The sequence below is a fragment of the Terriglobus sp. YAF25 genome (assembly GCF_052113305.1).
Classification (GTDB): domain Bacteria; phylum Acidobacteriota; class Terriglobia; order Terriglobales; family Acidobacteriaceae; genus Terriglobus.
The window spans coordinates 1-13,162 of record NZ_JBFRCY010000052.1 but is presented as its reverse complement, the minus strand read 5'-3'; the positions used below and the strand labels follow the sequence as shown (position 1 = coordinate 13,162).

Here is a 13,162-nt window from a genome sequence, read left to right as displayed (position 1 = left end):
GCCCACTACTTGTCCCTTGACCACAATCACGCGGTCCGGATCTGTTGCGGAAACGTCCTCTCTTTGCAACGACAGCATGACCAGCGTGCCGGGGTACCAGCGTTGGTCGGTCACCAGGTAGAGCCTGTCAGTGCTGATCTCCTGTACCTTATGCGCCATGGGGGCACCGCCGTCCCAGTAGTGAGCCACCAGCGGCACATCGTTCCGCCGCTCTGCCCTTCGGGTTTCTCGAAATGTTGGCCATACCAGCCACTCCAAAATCGCTCTCATATGCTGTCCGTTCTCAGGGAGGTTTTCTTGATTCACTCCCTACGAGCGCTGTGTTGCGCTTCTTCTTTAACCGGTGCCAGGTGTTCTCTCATCTCCTCGGCAACGCAGATCAACATCTGATCCCCGACCTGCGTATTGGAGGAATAGATTGTGTGAGTCGGCAGTTCCAGGACGCTTCCGGCCTGAGTTTTTATGGGTCCAATGCGAAAGGATGGGATGGATTCAACCAGGTGAATGACCCGGTTTTGTTCATCCAGATAGATCAGATCGAGCGGGAAGAATAGACCCAGGGTATGAACGCCTTGAGAAGGCACTACCCATATTCCCTCATCGGACCGGAGCCTCAGTCTCCCGATCAACCCTTTCAGGCGCATCAAGATGGTGTCCGCCGCCTGCACGTTCAGGCTGAGGAAACTCTCCCGCGTTAGGTTATAAACGCAATACGTCTTTTCCATCTCGCTTCAATGTCTCGCAGGCGAAGTGCCACACATAGCCTTTGCACACGAGTCTCCAATCTTTCCGTTTGCGAATCAAAGGTTCATGTTCCCCAACTCAAGCAGCGTGGCCGAGCACCTTTTCCCTCAGGGTTATGCATGCAACGGACAACTCGATACGACGACGAGATGTTGTCCTGCAGCGTCCTTGCGTGCATGAACCTCAAGAAGAAAGCGACGGCCCTTTTGCATGAAGCCAGGTTCTAGAGCATTTTTCCTGTGCTGGGTATCCCGGTAGAGGAGTGCAGCGGCGTTTTCATTGCGGAAAACGTCCATAGATGCGCAAGCTCTACACGACACCTACAGGAAAAAGTTCTAGTGGACCCGGGTGCGGCGACGATAGATGAGAAACATCAGCACTGCGATGAAAAGCACACCAGATACGATCCGAATCAGCGTTACGTTGTCCATGGGAGTTCTCCTTGTTCTTTCAGTTGTTGAAGTATTTAGCGAAGGACTCTGCCATGATGATTGCGGCAGGCCCCAGGGTGACGAGAAACAGTGAGGGGAAGATAAAGAAGACCAACGGAAAAACGAGCTTCACCGTGGTCTTGGCTGCCTGCTCCTCTACTCTTTGGCGGCGCTGGGTTCTCAGCGTGTCAGAATGCACGCGCAGCGTCTTGGCGACACTCGTACCCAACTGCTCGGACTGTACAAGTACCGAAACGAGGTTTCGTACGCTGTCGACCCCCGTGCGTTCTGCAAACTGTTTCCAGGCGTCGGAGCGGGCGCGGCCGGCGCGCTGCTCCAGAACAACAATGCCCAACTCGTCGCAGATGGCGGGGTGAGCGAGGTGCAGCTCTTCGCTTGAGCGGGCTGTCGCCTGATCCATGCTTAGTCCTGCTTCGATGCAGATGGTTAGCAGGTCAAGCACATCCGGAAGTCCTTGCCTGATCTGCGTCTGGCGGTTTGTGACCTTGCGTCCGAGCCAAAAGTCCGGCAGCAGGAATCCCAGTCCCAATGCGATTGCATACACAAAGAACTCATTTCCGTGTGCCAGTCCGCTGGCAAACGCCAGAGCGCACAGTGTGAGAGGAACCAGCACCTTTGCGCCATAGAACAGGCTCAATGCTGAGTCCTCGCGAAGGCCCGCCCGCATGAGGCGCTGCTGGATGACAGAGACCTCCGCCTGGCTTTTCGGGAGGACACGCTCGAGATGCCCCACCATTCCACCGAGCGAAGAACCCGTCATTTGAATGGTGCGCCGTAGAGCGTGCTCCTCCTTCGTATGGGGTGTTACGACCTCCCCGATTCGCTGGAGCATTGCTTCGCGATAGAACAGCAGAAGCCCGCCGCTGACAATCAAGACAAAGATGACGAAAAATGTAACCGTAACAAATCCCATAACCCACCTTCAAACCTTCATGTTGACGATCTTGCGAATAATCAAAGCGCCACTGATGGTCATGGCTGCCGATAGATACAGAAGCTTGACGCCTATGGGATTTGTCCACAGGATGCTCATGGTTTTTGGATTGACCAGATAGAGTGCAATACCCAATACGACTGGGAGGAAAGAAAGAATCCATCCCGTCAGGCGCCCCTGAGCGGTATGCACCCGGATCTGGCGCTTCAGGCGGAATCTCTCGCGGATGACGTGAGCTGCCTTTTCGAGAACTTCGGCGAGATTGCCGCCACTTTCCTTTTGGATCAGAATTGCCGTGACGACAATGCGAAGATCCTGCAGCGGCACGCGCTTCACCAGATTCTCCATCGCTGTATCAACAGCAGAGCGCCTACGGTCCATTTCAATCCGGATTGATAGAGCAACGTTCGAAGCTGCGGGGCCAATTCAAGTTGCAGCAGCCAGCGATTGATCCAGGGAACAGCGCTGAAGAGTTCCTTCTTGCGGATGTCGACAACTGAGTCAGTCGCCGACTGTCCACTGGCCAGGGCTGCATACAGATTCGCTCGTGCGCGCTCTGCCTGCTGCGATGCACCGGCTCCGCCGGCTGACAACAGCAGAGCACATGTGACGAATACGCCGAAGAATACCAATACCAGAATCAGCCCCATATTCGCCTCCTTAGTTGACTTCCATCTTTTGCTCGAACAACGCCGGCGACAGGAAGATGCCTGAGATGCGCAGCCGCTCAACGAACTTGGGACGGATCCCGCTCGGCTCAAAGACTCCAATCACCTTGCCGTCCGGGCCAACACCCTTTCTCCTGAAGGTGAAGATGTCCTGCATGCTGATCGTGTTCTCTTCCATGCCCGTGATCTCGGAGATGCTCACGACCTTACGGCTGCCGTCGCTCATGCGAGAGACCTGGACGACAATCGCGATCGCCGATACCATCTGCTGGCGTACACTCCTCTCCGGAAGGTTGAGGTTGGTCATCGCGACCATGGACTCGAGCCTGGTGAGAGCGTCTCTCGGAGTGTTCGCGTGAATTGTGGTCATTGACCCCTCGTGGCCGGTATTCATCGCCTGGAGCATGTCGAAGGCCTCTTCGCCGCGGACCTCGCCAATGATGATGCGGTCGGGACGCATACRCAGACTGTTGATCAACAGTTGGCGCTGACGTACGGCGCCATTGCCCTCTACGTTCGGCGGCCGTGTCTCCATGCGCACGATGTTCTCAAGGCCAAGGCGCAGTTCAGCGGCATCCTCAATCGTCACGATGCGTTCGGTCTTCGGAACGTACTGCGACAGGATGTTCAGGAAGGTCGTCTTGCCGGCGCCTGTTCCGCCTGAGATAAGGATGCTGATACGCGCCCTCACCGCGGCCGTGAGAAGCTCCATCATCTCCGGCGAGATGCTCTTCAGTTCCTGCAGTTGATTGGCAGCCAATGGGCCGGTGCCGAAGCGGCGGATAGACAAGGCCGGACCATCGAGCGCCAGCGGGGGAATGATGGCGTTCACACGGGAGCCGTCAGGCAGACGAGCGTCGACCATCGGAGAAGACTCATCAACTCTGCGTCCGACTCTGGAGACGATCCGGTCGATAATCTGCAGCAGGTGACGGTCATCGCGGAATGCCGTCTCGACACGCTGCAACATACCGCCGCGCTCGATAAAGACGTGGTTCTTGTCATTGACAAGGATGTCGGAGATGCTCGTGTCTGCAAGCAGCGGCTCCAACGGGCCAAGACCAAAGACTTCATCCAGCAGCTCCGCTTCGATCTTTGCCTCTTCTGCGAGACTCAGCGGTACAGATTGTCGCGAGATGATCTCATTCACCATTCCCGCTACAGCCTGTTTTGCCTGGGTGGTGTTGACGCGTGACAGCTTCTCCAGGTCAAGCTTGGAGATCAGCGTCCGGTGTATCTCGGCTTTGAAATTGTCAAAATTTACTCGATCCATACTGGCTTCATCCTTTTGAAGTTCTTATCTCTGTTATCCGAATAAACTGAACCGCTTTTTCTTTTCGGTCTTCTCTGCTGTGCCATGGGTCTCTCGCACCATCTCCCGGATGACTCTGGAAGCCGGCGAGTCCTTGAGCACCAGCGGAACTGCTGTGTTTTGCGCGCTCCGGGCGGATGCCTCGTCATTCGGAATCTTCCAGCGGGCGGCCATCGTGAGCGCCTTCGTGATGTTTTCTTCGTCGATCACCAGGGAGCGCGGGGTATACCGGTTCAGTACCACCTGGACCTTGGTTCCCGACTTCGATAGAAGCTCCGAGACGATACGGTTGGCATTACGCAGGTCGGGGATACCAACCTGCGTAACCAGAAACACACTCGCTCCGTCATCAACGAGTGCATGACCGGTAGCCCCTAGGTGGGAGCCCGCATCGACGACAACGTAGTCGAAGTTCTGCCGCGCAACCGACAACAATTGCTCGACTGCCTTACTCGATGGGTCGATCTCGACGTATTTGTCCGGAGCGGCCAGAACGGACAGGCCAGACTTATGTTTACTCACGAGCCTGGAAAGAAAATTGGCGTCCAGACGATGAGCTTCTTCCAGCGCATCCGCCGTTGAATATTGAGGAGTAATTCCGAGCTCAAGCGCAACGTCTCCGAGAGGGAGAGTCAGATCGATCAGTAAGACGCTCTGGTTGCTTGCCGCGCATTCCTGCGCCAGGGCCACTGCAAAGTTACTGGCGACGGTGGTGACACCCGATCCACCCTTCGCTCCAATAAAGACCATCGCTTTACCGGTGGTCTTGTTTACCGATCGAGAAGCGGTGCTTCGTGCCGTAGCACGGACCAAAGCTTCTGCGATCACGTTTGCGGCAATGGGCGGTGTCAGGAACTCGCGGGCTCCGGCCCGCATGCAGCGAACCAGCATCTCCGGCTGGACCATGGAAGAGTAGACCATGACCGTGGAGGCGCTATTTGCACAGATGGCCTCTACGAGCTCCAGTGCATACTCCGGGTCACTGTCCAGTTCAACAATGACAACGTCGTAGTCGCCACCTAACGGGGATGACTTATCACCGAGGTCGGGATAGAAACAAAACTCGTGGGTCGTATATCCCCAAAGCCCAGTCAGTGCATCTGCGACGAGCTGACGTTGTAACAGTTGGGGGAAAATGAGTGCAACAGATGTCACATTTCCTCCAAGCGCACTGGAAGCCTTAACTGAATCGGTCATTGCTCGCTGGCCATTTCTTGCTGCCAGTAACGTTTCGGACTGTCGAGATGAAGTCTGCATATTCATGACCTATAAGAAGGAGTCGCGTTACCTGGCAAAAAATGAAATGAGCGTTCCGATGGCAATCGCCGGAGCGTAAGGCATCTTCCGTGTCAGGGGATTATTGAGTACGAGCTCTGGGTGTGGAGTAAGTCCGCGTTTTCTAAAGCCGAAGATAAGGTCTCCTGTCCCCTGGAATATTTCAGCCGCAAATCCTCCAGCGATGGCCATGCCGACAGCGATGATTCCGCCCGCGATCCCGGTCATTACCAGAGCGACCAGCATCTGCGACGGTCCGACCCATGCGCCGATTGCACCGCAGAGCTTGACGTCACCCATCCCCATGCCGCCCATCAGGCAAAGAAGGCCGAACAGTGCGGCGCCTACGACCAGGCCGGCAGCGCTCTGCATAAGACCGTTGAGGCCATGCTGCAGGCCGGATACAGCAAACCCGGCGATAAGGAATGGAAGCACCAGCCAGTTCGGGATACGCCGGCTGCGAAGGTCAGTGACAGTTGCCACCGCGACTACGATCAATGTTGGCCACAAGGCGGCGGAATGCATATGAGCTAACTCTCCAAGGGAGATCAATAAAATCACTCGTGCCAGTTGCAATTGCTGATCCAAAATTTTGGGGCTGATTTCGCTCAAAGTGTTTACGGCTGTATACAGTTGCGCTTCAGGGTGGGTCCGGGACGATACACCAGGAGGGGCACGAGAAGGGGGCTGGAGCGTTTTCCCTGTGGGTGTAACGTAGGGCTTCCGCACCTATGGGGCGTTTCCGCAAACCCAGCGACAGGTAAACGCTCTAATGCGGACTAAATCAGTCTGTCTTGGCGGTCGTTCTCGCGCAAAACCGCATTTTGAATCCCGATCTGGGAAACAGCGCACTGGTAACTTACTTAAGTTGCAGTCGATTTATCTCGCGAATCCCGAAAATGTGGCTCAGAATACAAGCCAACATTTGAGCACTGTGATGCGCATAACGAACGTGCGCACATTGCCCGGATTGAGAATAGCTCGCACGATATGGGGCACTAGAAAACATGATTCGAATTGGACTCTTTTCAAATGACCCGACGCTGCCATCTCTTCTCTCATCGGCCCTCGGTAAGGAATTCGATGTCATCCAGGTCTCCGTCAAGGACGAGAACCCGAGGTATCCGGGAAAGCCTCGTTATGAGGTGATCCTGCTGGATCTGGACTCGCTGCCAGACTCTCTAACCTTCTTTCAGAAGGTGGTCGCGTCGAAGATTCCGGTTCTGATTCTCTCCAGCGATGGCCTGCGCTCCACCGCCATCGACCTTGTCAGGCAGGGAGCCTATGGCTATTGCCGCAGACCGCCATCGATTCGCGAACTGAAGACGATGCTGGTTCGCGCCCACGAGGGCTCTGCGCTGCGCCGGGAATTGTTAGATAGACAGCAGAGTGAAGAGACTGAGAGCCGGAGCCCTATTCTCGGCGCCAGTCCGCAGATTCAGCGTGTGCATGAACTGATACGGAGGGTATGCAATATTAACGCGTCCGTCCTTATTACCGGCGAAAGCGGCACGGGGAAAGAGCTGATCGCAAGCGGCATCCATAACCTGGGTTCCAGGGCAGACCAGCCATTCATTGCCGTTTCCTGTGGCGCCATCCCGGAGAACCTTATCGATACGGAGCTCTTCGGCTACGAAAACGACTCCTTTACGGGGACGACGGAATCATCGGTCGGCTATCTGGAGCTGGCAGGCGAAGGGACACTCTTTCTGGATGAGATCGGGGAGCTTAGTCCTGCTACCCAGGTAAAGCTCCTGCGCGTTCTTCAGCAACGCGAGTTCAGCCGTCAGGGCAGTACAGAACCTATTCCCCTGAAGGCGCGGCTCATCTTTGCAACCCATCAGAATCTTAGCGACATGGTGGCGCGGGGCGCGTTTCGCCAGGACCTCTATTACCGCATGAATGTTATTCGGATAGACACTCCGCCATTGCGAGAGCATTCGGATGATATTCCGCAGATCGCAGAGCATCTCCTAAGAAAGTACTCGAAGAGTTTCCGCAGCCCGGTTACCAGGATCGAGGATGATGCGATGTCTATGCTCCAGGCCTATTCCTGGCCTGGAAACGTTCGTGAGCTGGAAAATGTGATCCAGCAGGCGCTCATCGTCGCCAATGGGGAGAGTATCCACCTGGAAGATCTGGCTTCCAACATCCTTGAGGAAACTCTTGTCCATATGGACGACGACTATCATCCGGGGGGATCCTTCGAGCGACAGCTTCGAGACTACAAAGTTAAGCTAGCGACTACCGCCCTTCGTGAAAGCAACGGCAATAAGACGCTGGCGGCTCGTAGCCTGAATATCTCCAGGGCCTATCTCCATCGGCTGCTCCGAATTGGAGAGCCAGGTGCGCTTATTGATTCGGAGATCTCGACTGAAAGGGAGTCACCTGAAGCAGGCATGGCATGAGCGAAGGGACGGCCGTCGTTACGCAGATTGAGACCGCAAAGGTCTCCTATTTGCGGCGGGCGTTCTCCTTCCCTGTCATGCTGGCAGGCCTTCTGGTTGTTCTGGCTGTACTGACTGTAAGTGGCCGGTTCGACGACCCCGATATGTGGTGGCATCTAAAGATGGGGAATGTTATATGGGAGACCCATAGCATTCCACATACGGACCTCTTCTCCTACACGACAGCCCATCATGCTTATATCCCCCACGAATGGCTCTCGGAGCTTTTAATTTACGGGGCGTACCGCTGGGGAGGCTACTCAGGCCTGATGGTCTGGCTGTGTTTCTTCACCTCCGCTTTACTTGTCTCCGGCTACTGTTTGTGCTGGCTTTACTCGAAGAATGCCAAAATAGCCTTTCTTGGGCCGCTGATAATCTGGCTGTTCTCCACGACAGGCGTCGCAATTCGGCCGCAGATGGTTGGCTACTTATTCCTGGTTTTTGAGCTATTCCTCCTCCATGCCGGGCAAACCCGCAATCCGCGCTGGTTTTTTGCCCTGCCCGTGCTCTTTGCTATTTGGGTGAACGCCCATGGGTCTTTCTTTCTAGGTCTTCTGGTCGCAATCCTGGTACTAGCCAGCTCGTTTGTTGATTTCCAGGCAGGCTTGCTGACCTGTCGGCGTTGGGAGGCGAGCAGGCGGAGAGCACTCGCATTCGCGGTAGCTCTTTCGATCGCGGCGCTCTTCCTGAATCCAATTGGTCTGAACCAGATCCTGTATCCCGTTGACACGCTGCTTCATCAGCACATTGGTCTCAGCCAGGTCGAGGAGTGGCAGGCGCTGCAATTTTCCGAGGGCCGCGACTTCGCATTCCTGGGGATCATTGCTCTTATCCTGTTGCTCCCGGCTATCCGCCGGACAGAGCTGTGGTGTCAGGAACTGCTTTTATTAGCCCTGGGAGCATGGCTGGCCGCAAGCCATCATCGCATGCTCTTTGTCTTCGGTATCCTGACCGCTCCCATCCTGTCGCGTTTATTGGCGACCGCGTGGGACAACTACAACGCGTCACAGGACCTCCCGGGGGCCAACGCAATCCTGGTAGCGGTTGCCCTGGTTATCGTCTTCCGGACGTTTCCATCGCAACGGAACCTGGAAGCTCAGGTAGAGGCCAAGAGCCCGGTAAAGGCCGTAGAGTTCATCAGGAGCCATCATCTCGCAGGCCCGATGCTGAATGAGTACGTTTATGGCGGTTACCTCATCTGGGCGTCACCAGAGAACCCTGTCTTCGTGGACGGCCGGTCCGATGTCTTCGAGGCTACGGGTGTTCTTGCCGAATTTGCCGAATGGTCCGCGCTGCAGGCCGATCCGAACAAGCTTCTGGCAAAGTATCGAATCAATTTCTGTCTCATGGCGCGGCGCTCGCCGATGGTACCGGTACTTTCCCTCATGCGGTGGAAGATCGCCTATTCCGACGACATCTCCGTCGTGCTGGTTCGCGATGAACAGGGACAGTAAGGTAGAGGCGTCGCTGTTTAGCGTAAGCCGTTGCTCTCCATAAGCCAGAGGAATCCAGAGTGTAACCGCATACCGCGGATGCTGCCCTCGGGCATCGCTGATCGTGCAGCCTATTGCACAAAGTTAACAGAGGGACAAGGAAATCCTGGCCAGGCGAGGACTTCCACGTCACGTGCGGCGTGGCGCAGAGCCATTCGCAATGCCGGTTGATCCGAGGGAGCGTTTGGGTTGCGGGCCAGAGAGCTCTCTGAGAGTCGGCATCACCAGGGAACGAAACAATCCGTCGACTGCCTTCGGAGGGAGCGGACACTTATTTTCGACCCACCAGTTAAGAACCAGGATGAAGGTTGAATCGATATACCGAACCAGAAGATCCAACGGTATCTGGTCCGTCTTTCGGCTCGCATGAAAGTGCTTTTCAACATCTTCGGTGATCAACACGGCTAAGGCGTTCTGAAGGTGTCCGTGCAGAACAGCCCGCCCCTTTGGTCCGAGCTTGAGTTCGCCGATATGCCGAAGCCGATCGAGATGCTCGAAGATCGGAAGACTGAACCAGAGAAGTCTTTCATGCTGACTATCGCCCGATACCGGGCGTGATGAACGGACAGTCCCCAGTATGTCGTGAAAGGTATGGACCAGAAGCTCGTCTTTATCACGGAAATGCATGTAGAAGGCGGATCGGCCTACATTGGCGCGGTCGAGTATCTCCTTGATGACGATGGAGTCATAGTCCTGCTCGTGAATCAGGGAATGAAGAGCATCGCGGAGAGATTTCTGGGTCTTTGTAATCCGCCGGTCTAGTTTCCTAACATCCGGAGCTGGAGTCTTGCGGTTCTGCGGAGACATGGTTTCCTTTCTGCGAAACAAAACGCACAAAACATATTTTGTTGTCCGCTAACGCACAGTGCGATCGTTGCTGTTCTTCCGTGTGAACCAGGTTCAGTCTAGGCTCGATTTCGAACAGACGTCCATTTTCAGACTTATGTTCCGAAACATAAGCATCGAAAGAGAGGCTCAATGAAGACGGCGGAAGTACAACAGTTACCCAAGACCTCGGGTCTGCTCCTCCATAAGGCTGCGCAGTACGATCTCCTGCTCTGGCTGCTGACGCTGGGGAGAGAGCGAAATTTTCGGGAGCGCGCGTTAGGCCTGGCACGCCTGTCTGCCGGCGAGGCAGTCCTGGATATTGGTTGCGGAACCGGGACATTAGCGATCGCGGCAAAGCGGCAGGTAGGCCCGAATGGGCGCGTAGACGGGATAGACGCATCGAGTGAGATGATCCGCCGGGCGTCCAGAAAGGCGAGTAAGGCCGGAGCGGACGTCGCATTCCAAACTGCTTTGGTGGAATCTCTTCCGTTCTGCGATGGAACCTTCGATGTGGTGCTAAGCACCCTGATGCTGCACCACCTGCCCGGAGTATTACGCAGTCAGTGCGCTGCTCAGGTCCGAAGGGTATTGAAGCCGGGAGGCCGTTTGTTGGCCATCGACTTTGGAACCTCTCCCGGAGAGAAGGGCATCGTCGCCCACTTTCATCGTCATGGCCATATCAACCTTTCTGAGATGACCGCAATCTTTCGCGGGGCTGGATTGCAGATTTCAGAGAGCGGTACGGTTGGAATCGGTGATCTTGAATATTTGCTTGCGGTTTCGCCATGTTGCGACACATCTGCTGAACAAGGAGCACAGTGATGTTGGCTGCAAAATCTCCGAATCGGCTCTCCTTGCGGCCCTGGGGCTGGGGCGTAACGGCCATCCTGCTTCTCGCGGCCCATGGACTCGGTTTCTATTTTCTGCGGCATCTTGCACTGTCGGCCACACTCGTTTCAGGCCTGATCGTTCTCGCCGTCGTGAAACATCTGGGAATCCTCAGGTCGCTCTATGCCATGCTCCGAAGGCGATCTTCAAAGACTGGGTACCCCGGTAAGGGGAGGTTGCAGGAAGATCGGTACAAATGATCAGGCGGGCGGTCCCGTCTTTTCTTTATGATTCGTGCGAGGTGAGGAGCCTGGCGCCATGCATAACGAGGATGATCAGGGCACGGCAGATCGCCTTTCCGCCATCGTGGTGAACTCCCTGGACACACAGGCGAAGACTGAGGATCTGGCGCGTTTGGCCTACCAAAGCCGCACGCAGTTCCACAGGCTCTTCCGGGCAGTAGCGGAGGAGACCCCGGGAGCCATGCGGCGAAGGCTCCGGTTGGAAAGAGCAGCTTATCAGTTGGCGCATACCTGGATGTCGGTTACGGATGTCGCCCTGGATGCCAACTTCGGTTGGCTGGAGGCATTCTCTCGAGCTTTCCGAAGGGCTTTTCGGACCTCTCCCAGTCTTTACCGCCGCATGCGCGATCCGCACTTCCACCTGCCGTCATCCAACAAAATTCACTTTCTTGCACCGGGATCCCCGGAAAAAAGAGGAGGAGATATGGATCTATTCGATCGCTTTGCAGGTAATGATTCCTGGCATACGCGGCGTTTGCTGGAGTATGCGAGCACCTTAACAGAGGAACAACTGGACCGGCCGCTGCCCACAGTCGTAGAGCTGCTGCCGTGGCGGGAGTCGAACAAGACGCTGAGACAACTGCTGGAGAACATCATCTTCACCAAGGAGGCCTGGACCGCGGCTCTCTCCGGAGCCGAGATGGATATGCAGGGTCCTCCCCTGTCACAGCGCACTCCGCAGGCGATGTTGCAACGCCTCGAAAAGACCGATGTGGAACTGCATCGTATTTTGTGTGACGTCCGCAATCGCTCGGCATGGGACGATACGTTCGTCGATGCTCTGTGCGAGCCGGCAGAGACCTTTACGTTCGGCGGAGTCTTTGCCCATATCATGACCTTCAACGCGCATCGCCGCTTGATGGCTCTGGATGCTCTACGCCAACTCGGTGTGCAGACCGAGGGTTTTGGCGATCCCATGGAGTATGAGGAGAGCGTTGCGCCCTGGGACCGGCGAGTCGCTGTCAAAACCCCATGAAAGGATGTGGAAGCCTCGCTAGTGCGAAGGCGCCTCCGGGTAGGTGCGGTTCTTCCATCCGCCGCCACGACCCATATGGTGACGAAACGCAGAGGCAACAGTGGCGCCCAGATAGAACATTGCGACGCCCGGAAGCGCGCCTCCCCACAGAGGCGATCTGCCGTAGCGTCGAAGCGTCGGCTGAAAGGCGATGGCCATCATGAGCCACGTGGCCGAAGCAAACACTCTGGTCAGACCGTGCCCGAGCAGAGTCAGCAGCACCGGAGCCACGTACAGTAATCCCATGCCCGCAATGCAGCCAAGCAGCGTAAGCGGAGAATGGCCAAGCTGCACATAGGCAGTGCGCGCAATCATGTTCCATATCTCGCGCCAGTCCGCGTAGACACGCAATGACCGGGCGAGTTCGGCGTGTCCCAGCCAGATCTTCCCGCCTGAAGACTTGATCTGGCGAGCCAGAGCGCAGTCGTCGATCAGATGGTGCCGAATGCGGCGTACGCCGTCGACGCGCTCAAGAGCTGTGCGGCGAACCAGCATTGTGCCGCCGGCTGCACCGGCAACGGTGCGCCGTGGGTCTGCCACCCATGCAAAGGGGTACAGCATCTGAAAGAAGAAGATAAAGGCGGGAATCAGAGCCCGTTCCGCCGGCGCGCTGCAATGAAGGTGCACCATCTCCGAGACGAGGTCTCGACCGCTTGCTTCGGCTTCGCGCACCAGTGTCGCTACATGCGCGGACGCATGCTCGATGTCCGCATCGGTCAGCAGGATATAGTCTGCGTTTTGAGCCTCTGGCTGCATCAGCCCCTGGTGAACAGCCCATAGCTTGCCGCTCCATCCGGCCGGAAGAGGCTGGCCGGAGATGATCGTCAGCCGTTCCTGGTTCAACAGGGAAGCGGCGATCTCCGC

General features: G+C 56.2%; 15 protein-coding genes. 5 read left to right on the top strand and 10 right to left on the bottom strand.

Annotated elements, in window-relative coordinates; all coding sequences use genetic code 11:
- The 8 genes from AB4043_RS03490 to AB4043_RS03455 form a co-directional block, all read right to left on the bottom strand.
- A partial coding sequence (locus AB4043_RS03490; protein WP_442306509.1) for a hypothetical protein occupies positions 1-270 on the bottom strand: 270 nt, incomplete at its 3' end.
- Positions 271-302: 32 nt separating this feature from the next.
- Positions 303-725 (bottom strand): DUF192 domain-containing protein, encoded by a 423-nt coding sequence (locus AB4043_RS03485; RefSeq protein ID WP_442300723.1) that lies wholly within the window; start codon positions 723-725, stop codon positions 303-305.
- Positions 726-1,194: 469 nt separating this feature from the next.
- Positions 1,195-2,109 (bottom strand): type II secretion system F family protein, encoded by a 915-nt coding sequence (locus AB4043_RS03480; RefSeq protein ID WP_442300724.1) that lies wholly within the window; start codon positions 2,107-2,109, stop codon positions 1,195-1,197.
- Positions 2,110-2,118: 9 nt separating this feature from the next.
- The gene (locus AB4043_RS03475) at positions 2,119-2,466 is read right to left on the bottom strand and encodes a type II secretion system F family protein (RefSeq protein WP_442306508.1); all 348 of its coding nucleotides are present in this window, start codon (positions 2,464-2,466) and stop codon (positions 2,119-2,121) included.
- Positions 2,463-2,780 (bottom strand): hypothetical protein, encoded by a 318-nt coding sequence (locus AB4043_RS03470; protein WP_442306507.1) that lies wholly within the window; start codon positions 2,778-2,780, stop codon positions 2,463-2,465. The genes AB4043_RS03475 and AB4043_RS03470 overlap by 4 nt, the downstream gene beginning before the upstream one ends.
- A 10-nt stretch (positions 2,781-2,790) precedes the next feature.
- On the bottom strand, positions 2,791-4,071 hold the full coding sequence (locus AB4043_RS03465) for a CpaF family protein (protein WP_442306506.1): 1,281 nt from the start codon (positions 4,069-4,071) through the stop codon (positions 2,791-2,793).
- A gap of 33 nt (positions 4,072-4,104) precedes the next feature.
- Positions 4,105-5,307, bottom strand: a complete 1,203-nt coding sequence (locus AB4043_RS03460) for an AAA family ATPase (protein WP_442300727.1) — start codon at positions 5,305-5,307, stop codon at positions 4,105-4,107.
- 87 nt (positions 5,308-5,394) lie between these two features.
- Positions 5,395-5,910 carry an A24 family peptidase gene (locus AB4043_RS03455; RefSeq protein WP_442300728.1) on the bottom strand — a complete coding sequence of 172 codons (516 nt, stop codon included), beginning with the start codon at positions 5,908-5,910 and terminating at the stop codon, positions 5,395-5,397.
- 482 nt (positions 5,911-6,392) lie between these two features.
- On the opposite strand from AB4043_RS03455, the gene AB4043_RS03450 reads away from it, so the two are divergent.
- Positions 6,393-7,793: a sigma-54 dependent transcriptional regulator gene (locus AB4043_RS03450; RefSeq protein WP_442300729.1), complete on the top strand. Its 1,401-nt coding sequence runs from the start codon at positions 6,393-6,395 to the stop codon at positions 7,791-7,793.
- Positions 7,790-9,286, top strand: a complete 1,497-nt coding sequence (locus AB4043_RS03445) for a hypothetical protein (protein ID WP_442300730.1) — start codon at positions 7,790-7,792, stop codon at positions 9,284-9,286. Before AB4043_RS03450 ends, AB4043_RS03445 begins: the two co-directional genes overlap by 4 nt.
- A 168-nt stretch (positions 9,287-9,454) precedes the next feature.
- Here the strand turns inward: AB4043_RS03445 and AB4043_RS03440 are convergent, their stop codons facing one another.
- Positions 9,455-10,132, bottom strand: coding sequence for a TetR/AcrR family transcriptional regulator (locus AB4043_RS03440; RefSeq protein WP_442300731.1), 678 nt, complete (start codon positions 10,130-10,132; stop codon positions 9,455-9,457).
- Positions 10,133-10,303: 171 nt separating this feature from the next.
- On the opposite strand from AB4043_RS03440, the gene AB4043_RS03435 reads away from it, so the two are divergent.
- Genes AB4043_RS03435 through AB4043_RS03425 form a run of 3 tightly spaced genes read left to right on the top strand, consistent with a single transcriptional unit; the run spans position 10,304 to position 12,259 of the window.
- Positions 10,304-10,975: a class I SAM-dependent methyltransferase gene (locus AB4043_RS03435; RefSeq protein WP_442300732.1), complete on the top strand. Its 672-nt coding sequence runs from the start codon at positions 10,304-10,306 to the stop codon at positions 10,973-10,975.
- Complete coding sequence (locus AB4043_RS03430) at positions 10,975-11,241, top strand: hypothetical protein (protein WP_442300733.1); 267 nt, start codon at positions 10,975-10,977, stop codon at positions 11,239-11,241. The genes AB4043_RS03435 and AB4043_RS03430 overlap by 1 nt, the downstream gene beginning before the upstream one ends.
- A gap of 58 nt (positions 11,242-11,299) precedes the next feature.
- Positions 11,300-12,259 (top strand): helix-turn-helix domain-containing protein, encoded by a 960-nt coding sequence (locus AB4043_RS03425; RefSeq protein ID WP_442300734.1) that lies wholly within the window; start codon positions 11,300-11,302, stop codon positions 12,257-12,259.
- Between the two features lie 18 nt (positions 12,260-12,277).
- Here AB4043_RS03425 and AB4043_RS03420 read toward each other — a convergent pair.
- The coding region (locus AB4043_RS03420) for a glycosyltransferase (RefSeq protein ID WP_442306505.1) at positions 12,278-13,162 on the bottom strand (885 nt) is incomplete at its 5' end.

Coding starts and splice junctions, on each gene's coding strand:
- AB4043_RS03430 (WP_442300733.1), top strand. CDS start 10,975: ATGTTGGCTGCAAAATCTCCGAATCGGCTCTCCTTGCGGCCCTGGGGC.
- AB4043_RS03450 (WP_442300729.1), top strand. CDS start 6,393: ATGATTCGAATTGGACTCTTTTCAAATGACCCGACGCTGCCATCTCTT.
- AB4043_RS03480 (WP_442300724.1), bottom strand. CDS start 2,109: ATGGGATTTGTTACGGTTACATTTTTCGTCATCTTTGTCTTGATTGTC.
- AB4043_RS03440 (WP_442300731.1), bottom strand. CDS start 10,132: ATGTCTCCGCAGAACCGCAAGACTCCAGCTCCGGATGTTAGGAAACTA.
- AB4043_RS03455 (WP_442300728.1), bottom strand. CDS start 5,910: ATGCATTCCGCCGCCTTGTGGCCAACATTGATCGTAGTCGCGGTGGCA.
- AB4043_RS03460 (WP_442300727.1), bottom strand. CDS start 5,307: ATGACCGATTCAGTTAAGGCTTCCAGTGCGCTTGGAGGAAATGTGACA.
- AB4043_RS03485 (WP_442300723.1), bottom strand. CDS start 725: ATGGAAAAGACGTATTGCGTTTATAACCTAACGCGGGAGAGTTTCCTC.
- AB4043_RS03425 (WP_442300734.1), top strand. CDS start 11,300: ATGCATAACGAGGATGATCAGGGCACGGCAGATCGCCTTTCCGCCATC.
- AB4043_RS03445 (WP_442300730.1), top strand. CDS start 7,790: ATGAGCGAAGGGACGGCCGTCGTTACGCAGATTGAGACCGCAAAGGTC.
- AB4043_RS03470 (WP_442306507.1), bottom strand. CDS start 2,780: ATGGGGCTGATTCTGGTATTGGTATTCTTCGGCGTATTCGTCACATGT.
- AB4043_RS03435 (WP_442300732.1), top strand. CDS start 10,304: ATGAAGACGGCGGAAGTACAACAGTTACCCAAGACCTCGGGTCTGCTC.